21 protein-coding genes are annotated in these 20793 nt (G+C 61.8%); 10 read left to right on the top strand and 11 right to left on the bottom strand.

Going from position 1 to position 20793, the window contains the following annotated elements; genetic code table 11:
* Positions 1-50: 50 nt before the first annotated feature.
* Both EPZ47_RS05720 and EPZ47_RS05715 read left to right on the top strand, forming a co-directional pair.
* Positions 51-1256: an aminotransferase class V-fold PLP-dependent enzyme gene (locus tag EPZ47_RS05720; protein WP_135843910.1), complete on the top strand. Its 1206-nt coding sequence runs from the start codon at positions 51-53 to the stop codon at positions 1254-1256.
* Positions 1253-1657, top strand: a complete 405-nt coding sequence (locus tag EPZ47_RS05715; protein ID WP_135843909.1) for a SufE family protein — start codon at positions 1253-1255, stop codon at positions 1655-1657. The genes EPZ47_RS05720 and EPZ47_RS05715 overlap by 4 nt, the downstream gene beginning before the upstream one ends.
* Before the next feature lie 115 nt (positions 1658-1772).
* On the opposite strand, the gene tcdA is transcribed toward EPZ47_RS05715, so the two are convergent.
* Entirely contained in the window at positions 1773-2585 is an 813-nt protein-coding gene (gene tcdA / locus EPZ47_RS05710; RefSeq protein ID WP_178084237.1) for a tRNA cyclic N6-threonylcarbamoyladenosine(37) synthase TcdA, read from the bottom strand.
* A 308-nt stretch (positions 2586-2893) separates the two neighbouring features.
* Here tcdA and dapE point away from each other — a divergent pair, with 308 nt between their 5' ends.
* The 3 genes from dapE (at position 2894) to EPZ47_RS05695 (ending at position 5315) form a co-directional block, all read left to right on the top strand.
* Positions 2894-4045, top strand: coding sequence for a succinyl-diaminopimelate desuccinylase (gene dapE / locus EPZ47_RS05705; protein WP_135843907.1), 1152 nt, complete (start codon positions 2894-2896; stop codon positions 4043-4045).
* Positions 4045-4854 carry a putative RNA methyltransferase gene (locus EPZ47_RS05700; RefSeq protein ID WP_135843906.1) on the top strand — a complete coding sequence of 270 codons (810 nt, stop codon included), beginning with the start codon at positions 4045-4047 and terminating at the stop codon, positions 4852-4854. Before dapE ends, EPZ47_RS05700 begins: the two co-directional genes overlap by 1 nt.
* Positions 4855-4937: 83 nt before the next feature.
* Positions 4938-5315, top strand: coding sequence for a hypothetical protein (locus tag EPZ47_RS05695; RefSeq protein WP_135843905.1), 378 nt, complete (start codon positions 4938-4940; stop codon positions 5313-5315).
* An 83-nt stretch (positions 5316-5398) separates the two neighbouring features.
* Here the strand turns inward: EPZ47_RS05695 and EPZ47_RS05690 are convergent, their stop codons facing one another.
* Entirely contained in the window at positions 5399-5608 is a 210-nt protein-coding gene (locus tag EPZ47_RS05690; protein WP_003184959.1) for a cold-shock protein, read from the bottom strand.
* Positions 5609-5833: 225 nt separating this feature from the next.
* Between EPZ47_RS05690 and plsB the strand changes: the two genes are divergently transcribed.
* The 3 genes from plsB to EPZ47_RS05675 are packed head-to-tail and all read left to right on the top strand — an operon-like array spanning position 5834 to position 9509.
* On the top strand, positions 5834-8335 hold the full coding sequence (plsB, locus tag EPZ47_RS05685; RefSeq protein WP_135843904.1) for a glycerol-3-phosphate 1-O-acyltransferase PlsB: 2502 nt from the start codon (positions 5834-5836) through the stop codon (positions 8333-8335).
* Positions 8336-8387: 52 nt separating this feature from the next.
* Positions 8388-8786: a YbaY family lipoprotein gene (locus EPZ47_RS05680; protein WP_135843903.1), complete on the top strand. Its 399-nt coding sequence runs from the start codon at positions 8388-8390 to the stop codon at positions 8784-8786.
* Positions 8787-8819: 33 nt separating this feature from the next.
* Positions 8820-9509 carry a DUF4197 domain-containing protein gene (locus EPZ47_RS05675; RefSeq protein ID WP_135843902.1) on the top strand — a complete coding sequence of 230 codons (690 nt, stop codon included), beginning with the start codon at positions 8820-8822 and terminating at the stop codon, positions 9507-9509.
* Positions 9510-9643: 134 nt separating this feature from the next.
* On the opposite strand, the gene EPZ47_RS05670 is transcribed toward EPZ47_RS05675, so the two are convergent.
* Both EPZ47_RS05670 and EPZ47_RS05665 read right to left on the bottom strand, forming a co-directional pair.
* Positions 9644-12709, bottom strand: a complete 3066-nt coding sequence (locus EPZ47_RS05670) for an efflux RND transporter permease subunit (RefSeq protein WP_135843901.1) — start codon at positions 12707-12709, stop codon at positions 9644-9646.
* 6 nt (positions 12710-12715) lie between these two features.
* A complete protein-coding gene (locus EPZ47_RS05665; protein WP_135843900.1) occupies positions 12716-13816 on the bottom strand; it encodes an efflux RND transporter periplasmic adaptor subunit in 1101 nt (366 codons plus the stop codon).
* A gap of 94 nt (positions 13817-13910) precedes the next feature.
* Here EPZ47_RS05665 and EPZ47_RS05660 point away from each other — a divergent pair, with 94 nt between their 5' ends.
* A complete protein-coding gene (locus tag EPZ47_RS05660; RefSeq protein ID WP_135843899.1) occupies positions 13911-14546 on the top strand; it encodes a TetR/AcrR family transcriptional regulator in 636 nt (211 codons plus the stop codon).
* A gap of 144 nt (positions 14547-14690) precedes the next feature.
* Here the strand turns inward: EPZ47_RS05660 and EPZ47_RS05655 are convergent, their stop codons facing one another.
* Positions 14691-15473, bottom strand: coding sequence for a class I SAM-dependent methyltransferase (locus EPZ47_RS05655; protein ID WP_135843898.1), 783 nt, complete (start codon positions 15471-15473; stop codon positions 14691-14693).
* Positions 15474-15565: 92 nt separating this feature from the next.
* Between EPZ47_RS05655 and EPZ47_RS05650 the strand changes: the two genes are divergently transcribed.
* Positions 15566-16186, top strand: coding sequence for an energy transducer TonB (locus EPZ47_RS05650; protein ID WP_135843897.1), 621 nt, complete (start codon positions 15566-15568; stop codon positions 16184-16186).
* Position 16187: 1 nt separating this feature from the next.
* Here the strand turns inward: EPZ47_RS05650 and EPZ47_RS05645 are convergent, their stop codons facing one another.
* From EPZ47_RS05645 to adk, 6 genes are all read right to left on the bottom strand, one after another.
* Complete coding sequence (locus tag EPZ47_RS05645; protein WP_135843896.1) at positions 16188-16886, bottom strand: extensin-like domain-containing protein; 699 nt, start codon at positions 16884-16886, stop codon at positions 16188-16190.
* Positions 16887-16902: 16 nt separating this feature from the next.
* Positions 16903-17724, bottom strand: a complete 822-nt coding sequence (locus tag EPZ47_RS05640) for an isocitrate lyase/PEP mutase family protein (RefSeq protein ID WP_135843895.1) — start codon at positions 17722-17724, stop codon at positions 16903-16905.
* Positions 17725-17756: 32 nt separating this feature from the next.
* Positions 17757-18617 carry a DUF72 domain-containing protein gene (locus EPZ47_RS05635; RefSeq protein WP_135843894.1) on the bottom strand — a complete coding sequence of 287 codons (861 nt, stop codon included), beginning with the start codon at positions 18615-18617 and terminating at the stop codon, positions 17757-17759.
* Entirely contained in the window at positions 18617-18925 is a 309-nt protein-coding gene (locus EPZ47_RS05630; protein WP_135843893.1) for a hypothetical protein, read from the bottom strand. The genes EPZ47_RS05635 and EPZ47_RS05630 overlap by 1 nt, the downstream gene beginning before the upstream one ends.
* A 325-nt stretch (positions 18926-19250) precedes the next feature.
* Positions 19251-19928, bottom strand: a complete 678-nt coding sequence (tsaB, locus tag EPZ47_RS05625) for a tRNA (adenosine(37)-N6)-threonylcarbamoyltransferase complex dimerization subunit type 1 TsaB (protein WP_135843892.1) — start codon at positions 19926-19928, stop codon at positions 19251-19253.
* 93 nt (positions 19929-20021) lie between these two features.
* Positions 20022-20669 carry an adenylate kinase gene (gene adk, locus EPZ47_RS05620; RefSeq protein ID WP_135843891.1) on the bottom strand — a complete coding sequence of 216 codons (648 nt, stop codon included), beginning with the start codon at positions 20667-20669 and terminating at the stop codon, positions 20022-20024.
* Positions 20670-20793: the final 124 nt, after the last annotated feature.

Raw genomic sequence — 20793 nt, 5'->3', positions numbered from 1 at the left:
GCGAGCTTGCTCCCACAGGGTCCGGCGCAACTCCAGCAGGACCCGAAAGCATGTTGATTCCCTCCCCCTGGCGCGCCGACTTCCCGGCCATCGCCGCCCTGCAACGGCAAGGCCAGACGTACCTGGACAACGCCGCCACCACGCAAAAACCCCAAGCCCTGCTGGACGCCCTGGCGCATTACTACGCCAATGGCGCGGCCAACGTGCACCGTGCGCAACATTTGCCAGGCGCCCACGCCACCCAGGCGTTCGAGGACAGCCGTCTCAAGGTCGCGCAATGGGTCAACGCTGGAGATTGCGGACAGATCGTCTTCACCCATGGCGCCACTTCGGCGCTGAACTTGCTGGCCTATGGCCTGGAACATCGGTTCAACCCGGGCGATGAAATCGTCATCAGCGCCCTGGAACACCATGCCAACCTGCTGCCGTGGCAACAACTGGCCGAGCGCCGTTCGTTGACGCTGGTGGTGTTGCCGCTGGATGCCGATGGGCTGATCGATCTCAACGTCGCTGCCGAACGGATCGGCCCGCGTACACGCTTGCTGGCGGTGAGCCAATTGTCCAACGTACTGGGCGCCTGGCAGCCCTTGCCGGCGCTGCTGGCGTTGGCCAAGGCCCAAGGTGCGTTGACGGTGATCGACGGCGCCCAAGGCGTGGTGCATGGCCGCCATGATGTGCAGGCGCTGGGTTGCGATTTCTACGTATTTTCCAGCCACAAACTCTACGGCCCCGAGGGGCTGGGCGTGCTGTTTGGCCGCACCGAAGCGCTTGAGCAACTGCGCCATTGGCAGTTCGGCGGCGAAATGGTGCAACAGGCCGATTACCACAGCGCCACGTTCCGCCCGGCACCGCTGGGGTTCGAAGCGGGCACGCCGCCGATTGCCAGCGTGATCGGCCTGGGGGCGACCCTGGATTACCTGTCCGCCCTCGACCCGCAAGCACTCATCGACCATGAAGCGGGTTTGCATAACTACCTGCTCCACGGCCTGCTGGCGCGCAATGGCGTGCGCCTGGTGGGCAACCCGCGCCTGGCCCTGGTCAGTTTCGTGGTCGAAGGCGTACACAACGCCGACCTCGCCCACCTGCTGACCGAACAAGGCATCGCCGTGCGCGCCGGGCATCACTGTGCCATGCCGCTGTTCAAGCATTTGCAACTGACGGGAGCGATTCGGGTGTCGCTGGCGCTGTACAACGACTCCGCCGATATCGAACGCTTCTTCGAAGCCCTGGACCAGGCCTTGGAGCTGCTGCGATGAGCCTGCCGTTCGAGGCCGCCGAGGCGCTGCAGATTTTCCAGGACGCATCGAGCTGGGAGCAACGCGCCCGGCTACTGATGCAATGGGGGGAGCGCCTGCCGCCCTTGAGCGATGCGGACAAGTGCGACGCCAACCTGGTCAGTGGCTGTGAAAGTCAGGTGTGGCTGGTGGGTCAGCTGCACGACGGGCATTGGCAGTTTGCCGCCAGCAGCGATGCGCGGTTGATCCGTGGGCTGGTGGCGTTGCTGCTGGCGCGGGTCAATGGGTTGTCCGCTGACGAGTTGCAGCAGGTGGATTTGCCGGATTGGTTCAATCAACTGGGATTGTCGCGGCAGCTGTCGCCGTCGCGTAGCAATGGCTTGAATGCGGTGTTAAAGCGGATGTTTGAGTTGACTGAATAATCGCCATCGCGAGCAAGCTCGCTCCCACAGGGGATTCGTGTCGTACACAAAATTGTGTTCCATGAGATCCAATGTGGGAGCGAGCTTGCTCGCGATGAGGCCATCTGCCCCACCCTCAAACCTGAGGCTTGGCCCTGTCCGCCGGCCGCCGCACACCCGCCACAATCTTATCCACAGCCTTGGTCGCCGCGACCATGCCGAACGTCGCCGTGACCATCATCACCGCACCAAACCCGCCAGCACAGTCGAGCTTGACGCCGTCGCCGACAAAACTCTTCTGCAAGCAAATGCTGCCGTCCGGCTTCGGGTAGCGCAGCTGTTCGGTGGAGAACACGCAGGGCACGCTGTAGTGGCGGGTCACGGTACGGGAAAAGCCGTAGTCGCGGCGCAGGGTGGAACGCACTTTCGAGGCCAGGGGATCGTTGAACGTACGATTCAAGTCGCACACCTGAATCAGCGTCGGATCGATCTGCCCACCCGCGCCGCCGGTGGTGATGATCTGGATCTTGCGGCGCTTGCACCAGGCGATCAGCGCGGCCTTGGCGTTGACGCTGTCGATGCAGTCGATCACGCAGTCGATGTTCGGTGTGATGTATTCGGCCATGGTCTCGCGGGTGACGAAATCCGCCACCGCGTGCACCGTGCAGTCTGGGTTGATCCCGCGCAGCCGCTCGGCCATCACTTCGACCTTGGGCTTGCCGACGGTGCTGTCCAGGGCGTGCAACTGGCGGTTGGCGTTGCTGACGCAGACATCGTCCAGGTCGAACAGCGAGATCTCGCCCACGCCACATCGGGCAATCGCTTCCGCCGCCCAGGAACCGACTCCACCCACCCCGACGATCGCCACATGGGCCGCCCGCAGGCGCTCCAGGCCTTCGATGCCATACAAACGGGCGATACCGGCAAACCGTGGATCTTCTGTACTCATGACCATTACCCCAAAAACCGGCGCGCATTATAGGGCTTTGCTACGGCAATTCGAGCCGGTCGCGAAATGAATCCGACCAATTTCCCTTGTGGGAGCGGGCTTGCTCGCGATAGCGGTGTGTCAGTCAATATTGATGCGGCTGATCCGACGCCATCGCGAGCAAGCTCGCTCCCACAGGTTTTGTGTTCCAACCGACCAGCACCAGGGGACCATGATGGTCGTTTTGCTATAAGATAACCGCCATTTTGTGGGTGTCAGCCAGCCCCCACACAAGCCTTGCGTTCATACTAAATATTCCCGGAGTTTCCATGACGGCCCACGCCGACCTCTCGCCGACCCTGCAACTCGCCTGCGACCTGATCCGCCGTCCGTCCGTGACGCCGGTGGATGCCGATTGCCAGAAACTGATGATGCAGCGCCTGGGTAACGCCGGTTTCAAGCTCGAACCGATGCGCATCGAGGATGTGGATAACTTCTGGGCCAGCCATGGCAAGCAGGACGGTCCGGTGCTGTGTTTCGCCGGGCACACCGACGTGGTGCCGACCGGCCCGGTGCAGGCCTGGCAGCTCGATCCGTTCGATGCAGTCATCGATGAGCACGGCATGCTCTGTGGCCGTGGCGCGGCGGACATGAAAGGCAGCCTGGCGGCGATGGTGGTGGCGGCCGAACGGTTCGTCGCCGACTACCCGGACCACAAGGGCTCGGTGACCTTCCTGATCACCAGCGACGAAGAAGGCCCGGCTCACCACGGCACCAAGGCCGTGGTCGAACGTCTCAAGGCCCGTCAGGAGCGCTTGGACTGGTGCATCGTCGGCGAGCCGTCGAGCACCACCCTGGTGGGCGACGTGGTCAAGAACGGCCGGCGCGGCTCCCTCGGCGCGAAGCTGACCGTGCGCGGCAAGCAAGGCCACGTGGCCTACCCACATCTGGCGAAGAATCCGATTCACCTGGCTGCCCCGGCACTGGCTGAACTGGCCGCCGAACATTGGGACCACGGCAACGACTTCTTCCCGCCGACCAGTTTCCAGATCTCCAATCTCAATTCCGGCACCGGCGCGACCAACGTGATCCCCGGTGACCTGGTGGCGGTGTTCAACTTCCGCTTCTCCACCGAATCCACCGTCGAAGGCCTGCAACAGCGCGTCGCCGACATTCTCGACAAGCATCAGCTGGACTGGCACATCGACTGGGCGCTGTCCGGCCTGCCGTTCCTGACCGAGCCGGGAGCGTTGCTGGACGCGGTGTCGTCGAGCATCAAGGACGTCACCGGCCGCGAGACGCAGGCGTCCACCAGCGGCGGTACCTCCGATGGTCGCTTCATCGCCACCATGGGTACGCAAGTGGTGGAACTGGGGCCGGTCAACGCGACTATCCACCAGGTCAACGAACGGGTGCTGGCGGCCGATCTCGACGTACTGACCGAGATCTACTACAAGACGCTGATCAAGTTGCTCGCCTGATGCTCGCCTGCCCGATCTGCAATGAGCCGCTGAACGCGGTGGACAACGGTGTGGTGTGCCCGGCCGGCCATCGGTTCGACCGTGCGCGCCAGGGTTACCTGAACCTGCTGCCGGTGCAGCACAAGAACAGCCGCGATCCCGGTGACAACCAGGCCATGGTCGAAGCCCGGCGCGATTTTCTCAACGCCGGGCATTACGCCCCCGTTGCACGACGCCTGGCGGAACTGGCTGCCGAACGCGCGCCCGGGCGCTGGCTGGACATCGGCTGTGGCGAGGGCTACTACACCGCGCAAATCGCAGAAGCGTTGCCCAATGCCGATGGCTATGCCCTGGACATCTCCCGCGAGGCGGTCAAGCGTGCCTGCAAACGCAACCCGCAACTGACCTGGTTGATTGCCAGTATGGCCCGGGTGCCGTTGGCGGACGGTTGCTGCCAGTTCCTGGCCAGCGTGTTCAGCCCGCTGGACTGGCAAGAGGCCAAACGCCTGCTCAGCCCCGGCGGCGGCTTGATGAAAGTCGGCCCGACCGCCGGCCACCTGATGCAATTGCGCGAGCGGCTGTACGACGAAGTGCGCGAGTACACCGATGACAAGCACCTGGCCCTGGTGCCCTCGGGCATGGTGCTGGATCACAGCGAAACCCTCGAATTCAAGCTCACGCTCGACAGTGGCCAGGACCGTGCCAATCTGTTGGCCATGACACCCCATGGCTGGCGCGCCAGTGCCGAACGCCGTGCCAGCGTGATCGAGCAGGCCGAGCCGTTCGAAGTCACGGTGTCGATGCGCTACGATTATTTCGTTCTTCAATAACCTTTTGATTCCGGACCTCGGGCAACCGCTCGGGGCCAGTTAAATCCGCGAATGGATTTTTCAAGACCGCAGTGAGGACATCCATGCGCCAACCCGATATCGAGATTTACCTCAAAGACGCCGACGTCGACCACAAGGCCATCGCCGCCTGGCTCGGCCAAGCGCTGGGCCCGTGCAGCGATTGGGTGCAGAAAGGCCAGACCTACAAGTGCAAGGCCGGCAACGTCCCAGTGACCTGGCTACCCAAGGCCGTCGGCAAATGGAACAGCCTGTACCTGGAAAGCGACCAGACTCCGTGGGAAGACGATATCGCCTGCGCCCGCGCCGCCTTCGCCGCACTGAACGTCGAAGTGCGCTGCGCACCGGGGTCGTGGGTGGAAGAAGAAGGTGAAGAGTCGGCGGATCGCTGGATTCGCATCAGCGCCGATGGGGAAGAAGAGATTACCTGGAAGACGGCGTGATCCTAGTCTCAGGTCCTACCTGGATCTAAATGTGGGAGCGGGCTTGCTCGCTCCCACAGGAGATCTGTTGTGGATGTAACGGCTTACAACCCCACCACATCCTCAGCCTGCAAGCCCTTCTGCCCTTCCACCACCGCGTACTCGACCTGCTGGCCTTCGGTCAGTGAACGGTGGCCTTCGCCACGGATGGCGCGGTAATGCACGAACACATCCGCCCCACCTTCACGCTGGATGAAGCCGTAGCCTTTGGCGTCGTTGAACCACTTCACGTTGCCGGTTTCGCGTGCTGCCATGATGCTCACTCCCATTTTTATTTTTAAGTCGGCTTTTCGAGGGAAAGCCGTACGAACGTTAGCTGCCGTCCAGCCGTCCATAAAGGAAGCCATGGCAGTCACTGGCCGAGTATATGACAGACACAAAAACTCTCAACTGACTTTACTTCGCCGCTTTTTTGCCGATTTTCGACGAATCCGGCACACTAGCGGCCGCTTGATCTTATCCACTCATGCAGAAGCCGTATGACCCGCTCCCCGCTCCGCCGTCTTGTGTTTGGCACCCTGCGCCGCCTGTTGTATCTCTGGGTTCGCTCCGAGACCATCAACCAGTCGTCCTTCACCCTCAACCTCGACCGCAGTCGTCCGGTGTTCTACGTCCTGCAAGATCCTTCACTCACCGACCTGGCGGTGCTCGACACCGAGTGCACCAAGGCCGGCCTGCCCCGCCCGGTGCTGCCGGTCTCGGTGGGCAACCTGTTGGAGCCGGCGGCGTTTTTCTACCTGACACCGGCGCCGGACTGGCTCGGACGCCAGGACAAACGCGGCGCGCCGCCGACCCTGACGCGGCTGGTCAACGCCCTGACCCACAACGCTGCCGAAGACGCACAGATCATCCCGGTCAGCGTGTTCTGGGGCCAGTCGCCCGACAGCGAGTCCAGCCCGTGGAAGCTGCTGTTCGCCGACAGCTGGGCCGTCACCGGACGCCTGCGCCGCTTGCTGAGCATCATGATCCTGGGGCGCAAGACCCGCGTGCAGTTCTCGGCACCGATCCATCTGCGCGAGCTGATCGAACACGACAAGGGTCACGAACGCACCGTGCGCATGGCCCAGCGGATCCTGCGGGTGCACTTTCGCAATCTGAAAGCGGCGGTCATCGGCCCGGACATTTCCCACCGGCGCAACTTGGTCAAGGGCCTGCTGAACCAGCCCCTGGTCAAACAGGCGATTGCCGACGAGGCCGAGCGGGAAAAAATCTCCCCGGAAAAAGCCAAGGCCCAGGCCCTGCGCTACGGCAACGAAATCGCCTCGGACTACACCTACACCGCGATCCGTTTCCTGGAAGTGGTGCTGAGCTGGTTCTGGAACAAGATCTACGACGGTATCAAGGTCAACCACATCGAAGGCGTGCAGAACGTCGCCCAAGGTCACGAAGTCATCTATGTGCCGTGCCACCGCAGCCATATCGACTACCTGTTGCTGTCGTACCTGCTGTTTCGCAACGGCCTGACCCCACCGCACATCGCCGCCGGCATCAACCTCAACATGCCGGTGATCGGCAGCCTGCTGCGCCGTGGCGGGGCGTTTTTCATGCGCCGCACCTTCAAGGGCAACCCGCTCTACACCGCGGTGTTCAACGAATACCTGCACACGCTGTTCACCAAAGGTTTCCCGGTGGAGTATTTCGTCGAGGGCGGTCGCTCGCGCACCGGACGCATGCTGCAACCCAAGACCGGCATGCTCGCCATCACCTTGCGCAGCTTCCTGCGTTCATCGCGCATGCCCATCGTCTTCGTGCCGGTCTACATTGGTTATGAGCGGGTACTCGAAGGCCGTACCTACCTGGGCGAGCTGCGCGGGGCCAGCAAGAAGAAAGAATCGATCTTCGACATCTTCAAAGTCATCGGCGCCCTCAAACAACGCTTCGGCCAGGTGGCGATGAACTTCGGCGAACCGATCAAGCTGGCGGAATTCCTCGACAGCGAACAGCCCGGTTGGCGCCAACAAGAACTGGGCCCGCAATTCAAACCGGCCTGGCTCAACGCGACCACCAACCGCCTCGGCGAGCGCGTGGCCCGGCACCTGAACGAAGCAGCGGCCATCAACCCGGTCAACCTCGTGGCCCTGGCGCTGCTGTCTACCAGCCGCCTGGCCCTGGACGACCGCGCCATGGCTCGCGTACTCGACCTGTACCTGGCGTTGCTGCGCAAAGTGCCTTACTCACCCCACACCACCCTGCCCGAAGGCGATGGCCGGGCGCTGATCGAGCACGTCAAAGGCATGGACCTGCTGTCGGAACAGAGCGATGCCCTGGGCAAGATTCTGTACCTGGATGAACAGAACGCGGTGTTGATGACCTACTACCGCAACAACGTCCTGCACATCTTCGCCCTGCCGGCGCTGCTGGCGAGTTTCTTCCAGAGCAGCTCGCGCATGAGCCGCGAGCAGATCCTGCGCTACACCCGGGCCTTGTACCCGTACCTGCAATCGGAGTTGTTCATTCGCTGGTCGTTGGAAGAACTGGACGCCGTGGTCGACCAGTGGCTCGAAGCGTTCGTCAAACAAGGCCTGTTGCGTTTGGAGAACGACCTGTACCTGCGCCCCGCGCCGAGCTCGCGGCACTTCGTGCTGCTGACCCTGCTGTCCAAAAGCATCGCCCAGACCTTGCAGCGCTTCTACATGACCGTCTCGCTGCTGCTCAACAGCGGCCAGAACAGCATCAGCGCCGAAGAGCTGGAAGACCTCTGCACCGTGATGGCCCAGCGCCTGTCGATCCTGCATGGCCTGAATGCGCCGGAGTTCTTTGACAAGAGCCTGTTCCGCCACTTCATCCAGACCCTGCTGGACCTGGACGTGCTGCGCCGCGACGAGGCCGGTAAGCTAAGCTATCACGAGCTGTTGGGCGAACTGGCCGAAGGCGCGGCCAAGCGGGTGCTGCCGGCGGAAATTCGCCTGTCGATCCGCCAGGTGGCGTTGCATCGCAGTGAAGACGCGGCGGATCAGGTTACCCCGGTGACACAGGACTGATTCCCACAGGCGCCAGGTTGTTTTCTGGCGCCCTCAATATGGAAATACCCCGATGAAAAAACTTCTTCTCATAAGCGTTGCCACGCTACTCAGTGCCTGCTCCAGCGCACCCCTGGCGGGCAAGAACAGCCTCGACGGTGAAGTGTTCTACCTGCAACGCATCGCCCTGCCGCCCACCGCCACCTTGAGCGTGAGCCTGCAAGATGTGTCCCTGGCCGACGCCCCCGCCGTGGTGCTCGATGAGCAGCACGGTCCGGTCAAAGGCCAGGTCCCGCTGCCGTTCCACCTCAGTTATGATCCGGCCCAGGTCAAGCCCGGCCATCGTTATGCCGTGAGCGCCCGCATTGAAGTGGACGGCCAGTTGATGTTCATCACCACCGAACAACACACCGTGCACCTCGATGGCAAAGATCCGCAGCCGTTGAAGATCCGCGTCAACGCTGCACGCTGATTCCTTTCTCAAATTCTCTTCAAGGAAGCTGTCATGCTCCGTCCTACTCTCCGCTTTACCGGCCTGTGCGCAGGCCTGCTGATCTGCGCCAATGCCATGGCCCTGTCTCTTAGCGATCTGTCGCAGAATGATGCCACGGGCGGTCTCAAGGACGCGCTGACCCAAGGCGCCCAAGTGGCGGTCAAGCAACTGGGCACACCCGGCGGTTTCAGCAACAACCCCGACGTGAAGATCGAGCTGCCAGGCAAACTCGGCAAAGTCGCCAGCAAGATGAAAGCCTTCGGCATGGGCGACCAGGTCGACCAACTGGAAACCAGCATGAACCAGGCCGCTGAAGCCGCCGTGGTCCAGGCCCAGCCGATCCTGGTCAATGCCGTGAAGAACATGAGCGTAAGCGATGCCAAAGGCATCCTCAGCGGCGGCCAGGACTCCGCCACGCAATACCTGAACAAGAGCAGTCGCGAGCAGATCCGCGCCAAGTTCCTGCCCATCGTCAAGCAAGCCACCGACAAGGTCGGCCTGGCCCAGAAATACAACGCCTTCGCCGGCCAGGCCGCGACCTTCGGCGTGCTGGACGCCAAAAGCGCCAACATCGAAAACTACGTGACCGAGCAGGCGCTGGACGGGTTGTTCGAGATGATCGGCAAGCAGGAAGCCACCATCCGCCAGAACCCGGCGGCTGCGGCGACCAGTTTGGCGAAGAAGGTTTTCGGTACTCTCTAAGCCCAACCCAAAACAACTGTGGGAGCGAGCTTGTTCGCGATGGCGGTGTAACAGCCAACAGAGATGTTGAAGCTGATACCGCTATCGCGAGCAAGCTCGCTCCCACATTGGTTTGCGGGGTCAGAGGATCAAGGTCAGGTCTTCTTGACCCTGAACCACGCCGCATACAACGCCGGCAAAAACAACAGCGTCAACGCCGTCGCCACGATCAGCCCCCCCATGATCGCCACCGCCATCGGCCCGAAGAACAGGCTGCGCGACAACGGGATCATCGCCAGTACCGCCGCCAGTGCGGTGAGCACAATCGGGCGGAAGCGTCGTACCGTCGCTTCGATGATCGCCTGCCAGGGGGTAAGCCCCGCCTTGATGTCCTGTTCGATCTGGTCCACCAGGATCACCGAGTTGCGCATGATCATGCCCGACAGCGCGATGGTGCCCAACATGGCGACGAAACCGAACGGCTGGCGAAACACCAGCAGGAACAGCGTGACACCAATCAGCCCGAGAGGCGCGGTGAGAAATACCATGGCCGTGCGTGAGAAACTGCGCAATTGCAGCATCAGCAACGTCAGCACCACCACGATGAACAGCGGCACGCCAGCATTCACCGATTTCTGGCCGCGAGCCGAATCCTCCACCGTACCGCCCACTTCCAGCAAATAGCCGTCTGGCAATTCTGCGCGAATCGGGTCCAGGGTCGGGAAGATCTGCTGCACCAGGGTCGCCGGTTGTTCCTTGCCGTAGATATCGGCCCGCACGGTCACGCTCGGCAGACGGTTGCGGTGCCAGATCACGCCCTCTTCGAAGCCGTACTCCAGCGTCGCGACCTGCGACAACGCAACACTTTTACCATTGTCGGTGGGCACCGCCAGGCTTGGCAGCAACGACAGTTCGGTGCGCTCATGCACCGTGCCGCGCAGCAGGATTTCGATCAGTTCGTTGTCCTCCCGGTATTGGCTGACGCTGGCCCCGGTGAGGGAACGTTGCAGGAAGCTCGACAGGTTCGCCGTGCTCACACCCAAGGCCCGGGCACGGTCCTGATCGACGTTCAGGTACACCACTTTGCTCGGTTCTTCCCAATCCAGATGCACGTTGGCCACGTAGGGGTTTTCGCGAACTTTCGTCGCCACTTTCCGCGCCAGGGCACGGACTTCTTCGATGTGCTCACCGGTCACCCGGAACTGCACCGGGTAACCTACGGGCGGGCCGTTTTCCAGACGCGTGACCCGCGAGCGCAGGGTCGGGAATTGTTCGTTCAAGGTGCTGATCAACCAGCTGCGCAAAGGCTCGCGATCTTCGATGGTCTTGGCCAGCACCACGAACTGGGCAAAGCTCGACGCCGGTAGCTGTTGATCCAGCGGCAGGTAGAAGCGCGGCGAACCGGTGCCAACATAAGCCACGTAGTTGTCGATGCCCGCGTGTTCCTTGAGCAGCGCTTCCAGGCGCTTGACCTGTTCGGCGGTACTGCTCAGGGAGGCGCCTTCCTCCAGTTTCAGGTCGACCAACAACTCCAGTCGCCCCGAGGCCGGGAAGAACTGCTGCGGCACAAAACGGAACAGCATCACCGAGCCGACAAACAACAACACGGTCAGGGTGATGACGGTTTTGCGGCGACGCACGCACCACTCCACCAACCGCCGGACCCGCTGATAGAACGGGGTGCCGTAGGGGTCGGGCTGGCCATCTGCGGTGCCGTGCTTGGCCGCGTGAATTTTCGCCAGGTCTGGCAGGAGTTTTTCCCCCAGGTACGGCACGAACACCACGGCGACCACCCAGGACGCCAGCAATGCGAGGGTCACGACCTGGAAAATCGAACGGGTATATTCGCCGGTGCCCGATTGTGCGGTGGCGATCGGCAGGAACCCCGCCGCCGTGATCAGCGTACCGGTGAGCATCGGGAACGCCGTACTGGTCCAGGCGTAACTGGCGGCCTTGATCCGGTCGAAGCCCTGCTCCATCTTGATCGCCATCATCTCCACCGCAATGATCGCGTCATCCACCAGCAGCCCCAGTGCCAATACCAGCGCACCGAGGGAGATCTTGTGCAGGCCGATTCCCAGGTAATACATCGCAGCGAAGGTCATCGCCAGCACCAGCGGAATCGCCAGGGCCACCACCATCCCGGTGCGCAGCCCCAAGGAGAAGAAGCTCACCAGCAAGACAATGGTCAGCGCCTCCACCAACACCTGGACGAACTCGCCGACGCCGGTCTTCACCGCCGCCGGCTGGTCTGAAACCTTGCGCAGTTGCATGCCGACCGGCAGGTTGTTCTGCAAACGGGCAAACTCGGTCTCCAAGGCCTTGCCCAGGACCAGGATGTCGCCGCCCTGCTTCATCGCCACGGCCAGGCCGATGGCGTCTTCACCCATGAAGCGCATGCGCGGTGCCGGCGGATCGTTGAAACCGCGACGCACCTCTGCCACATCGCCGATACGGAAGGTTCGATCGGCGACACGGATCGGAAAGTCGCGGATCTCTTCTACCGTCTGAAAATTCCCCGAAACCCGTAGCTGCAGTCGCTCGCTAGCGGTTTCGAAGAAGCCTGCGGTCGATACCGCGTTCTGCTCTTCAAGGGCTTGCTGGACGGCCTCCAAGGGCAGGCCGAGGGTCGCCAGCTTCACGTTCGACAGTTCGATCCAGATTTTTTCGTCCTGCAAACCGAGCAGCTCGACCTTGCCCACATCCTTGACCCGTTGCAACTGGATCTGGATGCGGTCAGCGTAATCCTTGAGCACCGCGTAGTCGAAACCGTCACCGGTCAGCGCGTAGATATTGCCGAAGGTGGTGCCGAATTCATCGTTGAAGAACGGCCCCTGGATCCCCGGCGGCAGGGTGTGGCGGATGTCGCTGATCTTCTTGCGGATCTGGTACCAAAGCTCGGGAATCTGCGCCGAATGCAGGGAGTCGCGGGCCATGAAGGTCACCTGGGACTCGCCCGGGCGGGAGAACGAGACGATCCGTTCGTAATCGCCGGTTTCCATCAGCTTCTTTTCGACGCGCTCGGTGACCTGGCGCGAGACTTCCTCAGCCGTGGCGCCCGGCCAGACGGTGCGAATCACCATGGCCTTGAAGGTGAACGGCGGGTCTTCGCTCTGGCCGAGCTTGGTGTAGGAAAGCGCACCGACGATGGCCAGCAACAGCATCAGGAACAGTACGATCTGGCGATTACGCAGCGCCCATTCGGAAAGATTGAAACCCATCGGGGATTACTCCTTGGCCGCCAGGTTGACCACGCGGTTGGAGCGATCCACCGGCCGCACCTGCTGGCCGTCGAGGAGCACATGCACACCTGCTGCCACCACCCAATCATCGGGGCCCAGGCCTTCCAGCACCGGAACGCTTTTTTCGCCGAAGGCGCCGACGCGCACCGGGACTTTTTTCAGGGTGTTGTTGGCGTTGACCACCCAGACATACGTCGCGCCGTTCTCGGCGGTCAGGGCCGACAATGGCACCGACAGCGAAACCTTGTCGGCGGTCTGGATAAACACCCTGGCACTCTGGCCCAGCTCAGCCGGAACGCTGCCGGCGGTGAAAGCGACACGGGCGGCGAACGTGCGGGATTTCGGGTCGGCAGACGGAGACAGCTCACGAATACGACCGCTGAAAAGCTGATCGGGCTGACTCCAAAGCTCTACCGAAACCGGCTGGCCGATCTTGAACCGACCGAAACCTTGTTCCGGCAGGCTGATCAGCACTTCACGCTCGCCGTCGGTGGCCAGGGTGAACACCGTTTGACCGGCCGACACCACCTGTCCAACCTCCACCGAACGCCGGGCAACCACGCCATCCTGAGGGGCACGCAATACCGAGTAACTGGCCTGATTGTTGGCGACGTCAAACTCGGCTTTGATCTGCTTGAGCCGCGCGGCACCAGAACGGTACAGGTTTTCGGCATTGTCGTACTGGGAGCGACTGACCATCTGCCGATCCAGCAAGGTTTTGTAGCGGTCACGCTCGGCGCGCACTAGGTTCAGGTTGGCCTCGGCGGCAGCGACCTGGGCCCGGGTTGCTTCCAGTTGCAGACGCACATCCTCGGGATCGAGTTCGGCCAACGCCTGGTTGGCCTTGACCCGCTGCCCCTCTTCGACCAGTCGTCGGCTCACTTTGCCACCAATACGAAACGCCAGGTCAGGCTCGAAACGTGCCCGTACTTCACCGGGATAACTGTCCATCGCCTGGGCTGAAGGCTGTGGTTTCACCACCATGGCGGGGCGCACGGCGACGGGCACCGGCTCGTCATGCCCACACGCAGACAATAAGAAAGCCAGGCTGACTGGCACGACGAGGGGCAGGACATAGCGGAACATGGCGAGTGACCTTTCGCTAATGGTGCTTGGAATAATTATACTGGCTAGTATGTTATTAATAGCAAACTCACCAGTCCAGTATTAAAGCGAAGAAATGTCGAACAATCTTTCCCCCCCCAGCGGTCCCGGTCGTCCGAAGGATCTGGCCAAGCGCCAGGCCATTCTCGACGCGGCGAAACGCCTGTTCCTGAGCTTGGGTTACGCCAGCACCAGCATGGACGCAGTTGCCACCGAGGCGGGCGTGTCGAAGCTGACCGTCTATAGCCACTTCACCGACAAGGAAACGCTGTTTTCCGCCGCCGTGATAGCCAAGTGTGAAGAACAGGTGCCGACGCTTTTCTTCGAATGGCCGGACGGCGTTCCGATCGAACAGGTGTTGTTGAACATCGCCCGTGGGTTCAACCGACTGATCAACAGCGATGAATCGTTGAATCTGCATCGCCTGATCATGGCGCTGGGTAGCCAGGATCCAAAACTCTCGGCGATTTTCTTCGAAGCCGGCCCGCAGCGGATGCTCTCAGGCATGGAACGGCTGCTGACCAAGGTCCATCAGAGCGGCGCCCTGTGCATCGATAAACCGCGCAATGCCGCCGAGCATTTCTTCTGCCTGATCAAGGGCGCGGCGAATTTCCGCTTGTTGTCTGGCTGCGGCCCGCGCCAGGAACCCGAAGCGGCCGAGGCGCATGTGCAGGAAGTGGTGGGGTTGTTTGTGCGGGCTTATCGGCCTTAACTCGACCGGTAGCCTTTTACTGGCTGGAAGGGCCTCATCGCGAGCAAGCTCGCTCCCACAATTTGATCGAGGGTGTTCACAGAATCTGCGTTCACCTCCGATCCCTGTGGGAGCGAGCTTGCTCGCGATGCAGGCGACGCGGTCTCAGGGCTTGAGCGCTTTCTTGGGATAGATGTCGTAACGGCTGGATTTGCCATCAAGCCCATGACTCGGCTTGGGTCCTTCGATGCACGGGGCCTTGCGCGGGCGTTTGACCACCACTCGGTGAGTCGCCAGGGCCAGGGCCGCGGCGAGCAGTGCCGGGGCGTCCGGGTCGTCGCCGACCAGGGGCCGGAACAGGCGCATTTCCTTCTTCACCAGGGCGGTTTTCTCACGGTGAGGAAACATCGGGTCCAGGTAGATCACCTGCGGCGGCTCGCCTTCCCAGTTGCGCATCACCTCGATGGAATTGCCCTTGAGCAAACGCATGCGGGCGACGATGGGCGCCACCTCAAAGTCTTCCGCGCCACGGGCCAAGCCGTCTTCAAGCAACGCACCAATCAGCGGCTGGCGTTCGATCAGGCTCATTTCGCAACCCAGGCTCGCCAGCACGAACGCGTCCTTGCCCAACCCGGCCGTGGCATCCAGCACCCGTGGACGCACGCCTTGGGCGACCCCGACCGCCTTGGCGATCATCTGACCACTGCCGCCACCGTACAACCGGCGATGGGCCGCCCCGCCCTCGACGAAGTCCACCCGCACCGGTCCCGGCGCGTCCGGGCCCAGTTGCTGTAATTGCAGCCCCTGTTCGCCGACCTGCAAGGCAAACTCGCCATCGTCCACCTGCAATGGCAGGTCAAGCCGCTCGGCCCAGCGCTCGGCCTGAGGCTGGAACGCCGGGGCCAGGGCTTGGACATGGATGCGGCAGGCCGCAGGTTGCTCACTCATGGAAAACACGCTCAAAAAATTAATGATCGGCAAAAGCGGCCGATAACAATGGTGAACGGCATTTTGCCAGAGCTGAGCGTCGACCGAGAAAAATGTCAGACATTCAAACCACATCGATAGGCATTATCTCCCCTTACGGCGATTACAGCCTGCGAAACACTCAAGCGCTGAGCGGCGTCAGTCACCTGTGGCAGGATTTTTTTGCCCGGGCCCTGGCCGATCAACTGGGTGATAACGCACCGGCACCTGGCAGCTACCAGCCAGTGGCCCTCGATGAAGCGGTTGAACCGACCCTCGGCGCCGAACTGCTGGAGCACATCGTCAGCCAACGCACCTGCGACGTGATCGAAACCCTGGTCAAACCGCCTGAGCCACTGTTCCTGCCCATCGCCGAATTCGAACTCGACTTGCTGGACAAACCCTTCCCACCGTTCCCGGAAGAAGAAATCGTCGCCCAGCAAAAACAACAGACCTTCGAGAGCAACTGGGTTCGCCCGCTCGTCCTCGCCGCCGGTCAACCACTGCCAGAACCTGGCCCGGCCCCGCAGCCACGTCCGCTGCACCTGCCAATTGCCGAGTTCGAACTCGATCTGCTGGACAAACCCTTCCCGCCCTTCCCGGAAGAAGAGATGGTGGCGCAGCAGAAACAATTGGACTTCGACATTCGCTGGGCACGCCCGATCGTGCTGCAGAACCTGCGTATCGCTGCCTGACTCAGCGACATATCCACCACGGCCCCACATCCAGATGAAAATGGTTGCGGTGCGCCACGTTGTAATCCGGACTCAAGACCACACTGAACATATCGCAGGCGCCGTCGCGTGCCTGGCGCAAGAACCGCGCATTGGCATTGTCCTTTGGCCAGTCCCTGAGCACGCTGATGCTGCGGCCATCGGCCAGGCGAAACCCGGCGATATCCAACGCACTGGCCGTGGCGTGCTGGCTGCGCGCCCCGCTTTCACGACCGTACATATTGCGACAAGCAAAACTGCCAAGGTGATCGACCCGCGTGACTTTCTGCCCATAGGCCGCCACTGCCGCCGGCTGTAACGCATGGCGCTCGAACAGCGCAAACGCCACCGCCAACGGACAGCTCGCAAGAAAACTGCTGCTCAACGCCACCTCGCCACCCTGCACCCTCAGCACATTGGTCAGCGGGCAATCGGTATTGACGCCACTGTCAGCCTGGCGAACGGTCCGCAACCCCGAGGTGGCGAGGGCCTGGTCACATAGCTGCGGGTCGTTGCGCAGGGCCATGAGCTTGAAGCGGGTCAACCAGTTGGGCGCCACATTGACATCCAGGGGCGCCCAAGGATTCCATTGGGGCGGCACCGACAGCCAGCCGCGCCATACCGCCAGCGCTGCACAGCCAACAATCAGCACCAATACCGCAAAGCCTTTCAAAAACCGCACGACAACGCCTCGGGCATCAACCCTTGAATAATTGGTTGGCCTGCTTGAACGGCATCGAGCGGCGAGTGAAGGTAAACGTGCCCTGCTGCTGGATCTCCTCGGCAGCGCGGAAGAATTCGCCATACGCGGCCAGGGCCAGGGCCGAGCCGACGCTGATGCGCTTGACGCCCAACTCACTCAATTGCGCGACCGTCAGCTCCAGCGCCCCGGACATCAACACATTCACCGGTTTCGGCGCCACGGCCTGTACCACGGCGAGCACTTGTTTGGCGGTGCTCAGGCCCGGGGCGTAGAGCACGTCGGCACCGGCATCGGCGAAAGCTTTCAGGCGACGAATCGTGTCATCCAGGTCGGGATTGCCATGCAGGAAGTTTTCCGCCCGGGCGGTCAGCAGGAACGGGTATGGCAAACTGCGCACGGCGTCGGCGGCGGCCTTGACCCGCGCCACGGCATGCTCAAAGCAATAGATCGGGCTGTCTTCGCGGCCCGTGGCATCTTCGATCGAGCCACCCACCGCGCCAGCTTCTGCGGCACGTAGCAGGTTGCGGGCGCACTCCTGGGGTGCATCGGCAAAACCATTCTCCAGGTCCACCGCTACCGGCAGGTCAGTGACAGCGACAATCGCCCGGACGTTGGCCAGGGTGTCTTCCAGCCCCAATGCACCATCCGGCCGGCCCAGGGAAAAAGCATGGCCGGCACTGGTCGTCGCCAGGGCCTCGAAGCCAAGGCTGGCCAACATCTTGGCGGAACCGGCATCCCATGGATTGGGAATGACAAAAGCCCCTTCGCGTTCGTGCAAGGCTTTGAACGCCTGGGCTCGACGGGTTTGCGCATCCATGTAGTTCGCTCCTGGGCAGAGAGGGTTTGGCCTCAGAGCAAACCCAGTTGCTCGGCGGCGGGCTCTCTATATAGCTCAGGCAGGGCCGGCAAGCCAGGCAAACGAGTCATCAAGCGAGTGTGGAAGCGTTGTGCGAGTTTCGCCGCCAGCAGGTTGTCAGCGGTGTGCAGGAAGATATAAGGCGTGCGCCCTTCTTCGATCCAACCGGCGATTTTCTCCACCCAGGGCGTCAGGAACGGCTCGTTGGCCTCCAGCACCGGATGACCGATGAAGCGCACCTGCGGGCATTGGGTGAATGCCGTTGGCCGGGGTGGTACGCGGGGCTTTTTCGATTGCGCGTGGAGCACGGCAGGATCGGTCGAGGTGCAGCTGAACAAGGCCCGGGGATCGAGGCAAATGCGTTCGACGCCACGGTCGAGCAACAGGCGATTGAGGCGTCGTTCGGCGTCGCCCTTGGCGAAGAACTCATCGTGACGGACCTCCACCGCCAATGGCTGCTCGAAGGCGTCGATAAAGCCCGCCAGCTCGGCCATTCGATGGGGTGTGAAGGCTTTGGATAACTGCAGCCAGAACGGTGAAACCCGCTCGCCCAAGGGGCTGAGCAACTGCACGAAGGTTTCGCTGGCCGTCAGGCGTTCACGCAAGTCGCCATTGTGGCTGATGTCACCGGGCAACTTGGCAGTGAAACGAAAGTGCTCGGGCATGGTCTCGGCCCAGCGCTGCACGATGGCCGCAGACGGGCTGGCGTAGAAGGTCGTATTGCCTTCCACGGCATTGAACACTTGAGAATAGAGATTCAGGAAGTCGGAGCTTTTCGCGTCCTGGGGATAAAGATAATCGCGCCAGGCGTTTTCGCTCCAGGACGGGCAGCCCAGGTAATAAGGCAACACCATCAGATGTAGAGGTCGAGTCCCAGCACTTCCATATCCCAATCGACGAAACCGGCGGTGCTCAGGTAGCTGGCCAGGGCCGTGGCCACGCTGCGGCTCATGGAACGGTGATACAGCATGTCTTGCTGACGGGCGGGAAGGTTGCTCAGGCGTTGCGCGGACGCTTTGGCGGCGCGGGCGGCCAGTTGTTCTTCGGACGGAAATTCCAGTTCACCATCGATGTCATCGAAGGACTCAGGCTCAGCGGCTTTGCCCGCACGAGGCTTGCGCTTGAGGGGATAGGACTGGGATGGAACGCCGTCTATACGCATAACAGAATGCTCGGTATCAATGATGGCAATTTAGCGGCACTTTCACAGCCGCGCAAATGCGCAAGTGATAACTAGAACACATAAAGCCAAAAAGGTTTAAAAACGGGTGAAAAAAGTGACGACTGGCGATAGGGGGCGTGACTTTTGAGTAGGGAAATGACTTTTTTTAGCGAGGGGATTTATCCCAGCTGGGTGTAGGCGCTGGCGAAGCCTGCGATCTTTTGATCTTTGACTTTTCACTTGAGACTCAAGCGTCAATAGAAGGATCGCAGCCTTCGGCAGCTCCTACAACGCTGCCCGCTTGGGAATGCGGTCAAGCCGGGGTTTACCGTTCGGATTTCGGCGTTGCGACCTTGTCCCGCAGGTACACCGGCTGGGCATCATCCGCCGGGATGGCTTCGCCGCGCTCCCAGGCGAAGCGTGCCAGGGCCAGCAGGTCTTCGGCATGGGGCAGCATCGAGGCGTCCTGGCCGCTGAGGTTGACCGCAATTCGCTCGCCGTAGCCCCAACCGGTGCCAGCGCCGAACCAGTCGCCATCGGCTTCGTTTGGCAAAGCCGCGGCTTCGGGTGGCAATACCGCTTCGGCACCGACCAGGCGCATCTCGCCGTCAGTTTCGCGATAGCAGCCCCAGTACACCTCATCCATGCGCGCATCAATGGCCGCCGCGACTTGCCGCACGCCCTGCTCGCGCAAGGCGCGCTGGGCCAGCACCGCCAGGTTGGAAACCGGCAACACCGGCCGCTCCAGCGCAAACGCCAGCCCCTGCACCACGCCGATGGCGATGCGCACGCCGGTAAAAGCCCCCGGCCCACGACCAAAGGCAATCGCATCCACCGCCTGCAAAGTCGTCCCGGCATCGCTGAGCAATTGTTGAATCATCGGCAACAGCTTTTGCGCATGCAGGCGCGGGATCACCTCGTAATGGCTCGTGACCTTGCCGTCGTGCAGCAAGGCAACGGAGCAAGCTTCAGTCGCGGTGTCCAGGGCCAGCAAGGTGCTCATCGATGTGTCCGTAAATCAGGTGGGAAAAAGTGCGCCAGTATAAACAACTACGGCCCGCAAGCGGGCCGTAGTTGATGACGCGAATCAGACTTTTCAGCTCAGCGCTTCAAGCACCTTGCCAGTGATCGCGTCGACCGAGCCAACGCCCGGGATGTGGCTGTACTTCGGCTTGCCATTGGCAGTGGACAGATTCTGGTAGAACGCCACCAGCGGCTTGGTCTGGGAATGATAGACCGACAGGCGATGACGCACGGTTTCCTCGGTGTCGTCCTTGCGCTGCACCAGCTCTTCACCGGTGACGTCGTCCTTGCCGGCGACTTTCGGTGGGTTGTAGACGGTGTGGTAGACACGGCCGGACGGCTCGTGGACACGACGACCGGCAATGCGCTGGACGATCTCTTCGTCGTCGACCGCGATTTCAACCACGTGATCAAGCTCTACACCGGCAGTCACCAGGGCTTCGGCCTGGGGAATGGTGCGTGGGAAACCGTCGAACAGAAAGCCGTTGGCGCAATCGGCTTGAGCGATGCGATCCTTGACCAGGGCGATGATCAGGTCATCCGACACCAGGCCACCGGCATCCATGATGCTCTTGGCCTTGACGCCCAGCTCGGTGCCAGCCTTGACTGCGGCACGCAGCATGTCGCCAGTGGAAATTTGCGGGATACCGAATTTTTCGGTGATGAACTTTGCCTGAGTACCTTTACCGGCCCCGGGAGCTCCCAGCAGAATGACGCGCATCGATGTGCTCCTCAATTTTTTTATGTAAAACGCTCGGATTCGCCTCGTGGGGCCAATCTCGGAAAAACAGGATCGTGACCGCCCAAACGGCCAAAGGCTGATCAAGATACACAGCAGGCCCGAC

It is taken from the genome of Pseudomonas viciae (genome assembly GCF_004786035.1).
GTDB classification, from domain to species: domain Bacteria; phylum Pseudomonadota; class Gammaproteobacteria; order Pseudomonadales; family Pseudomonadaceae; genus Aquipseudomonas; species Aquipseudomonas viciae.
Note: the sequence above shows the minus strand (reverse complement) of the source record. Positions and strands in the feature narration are given on the sequence as shown.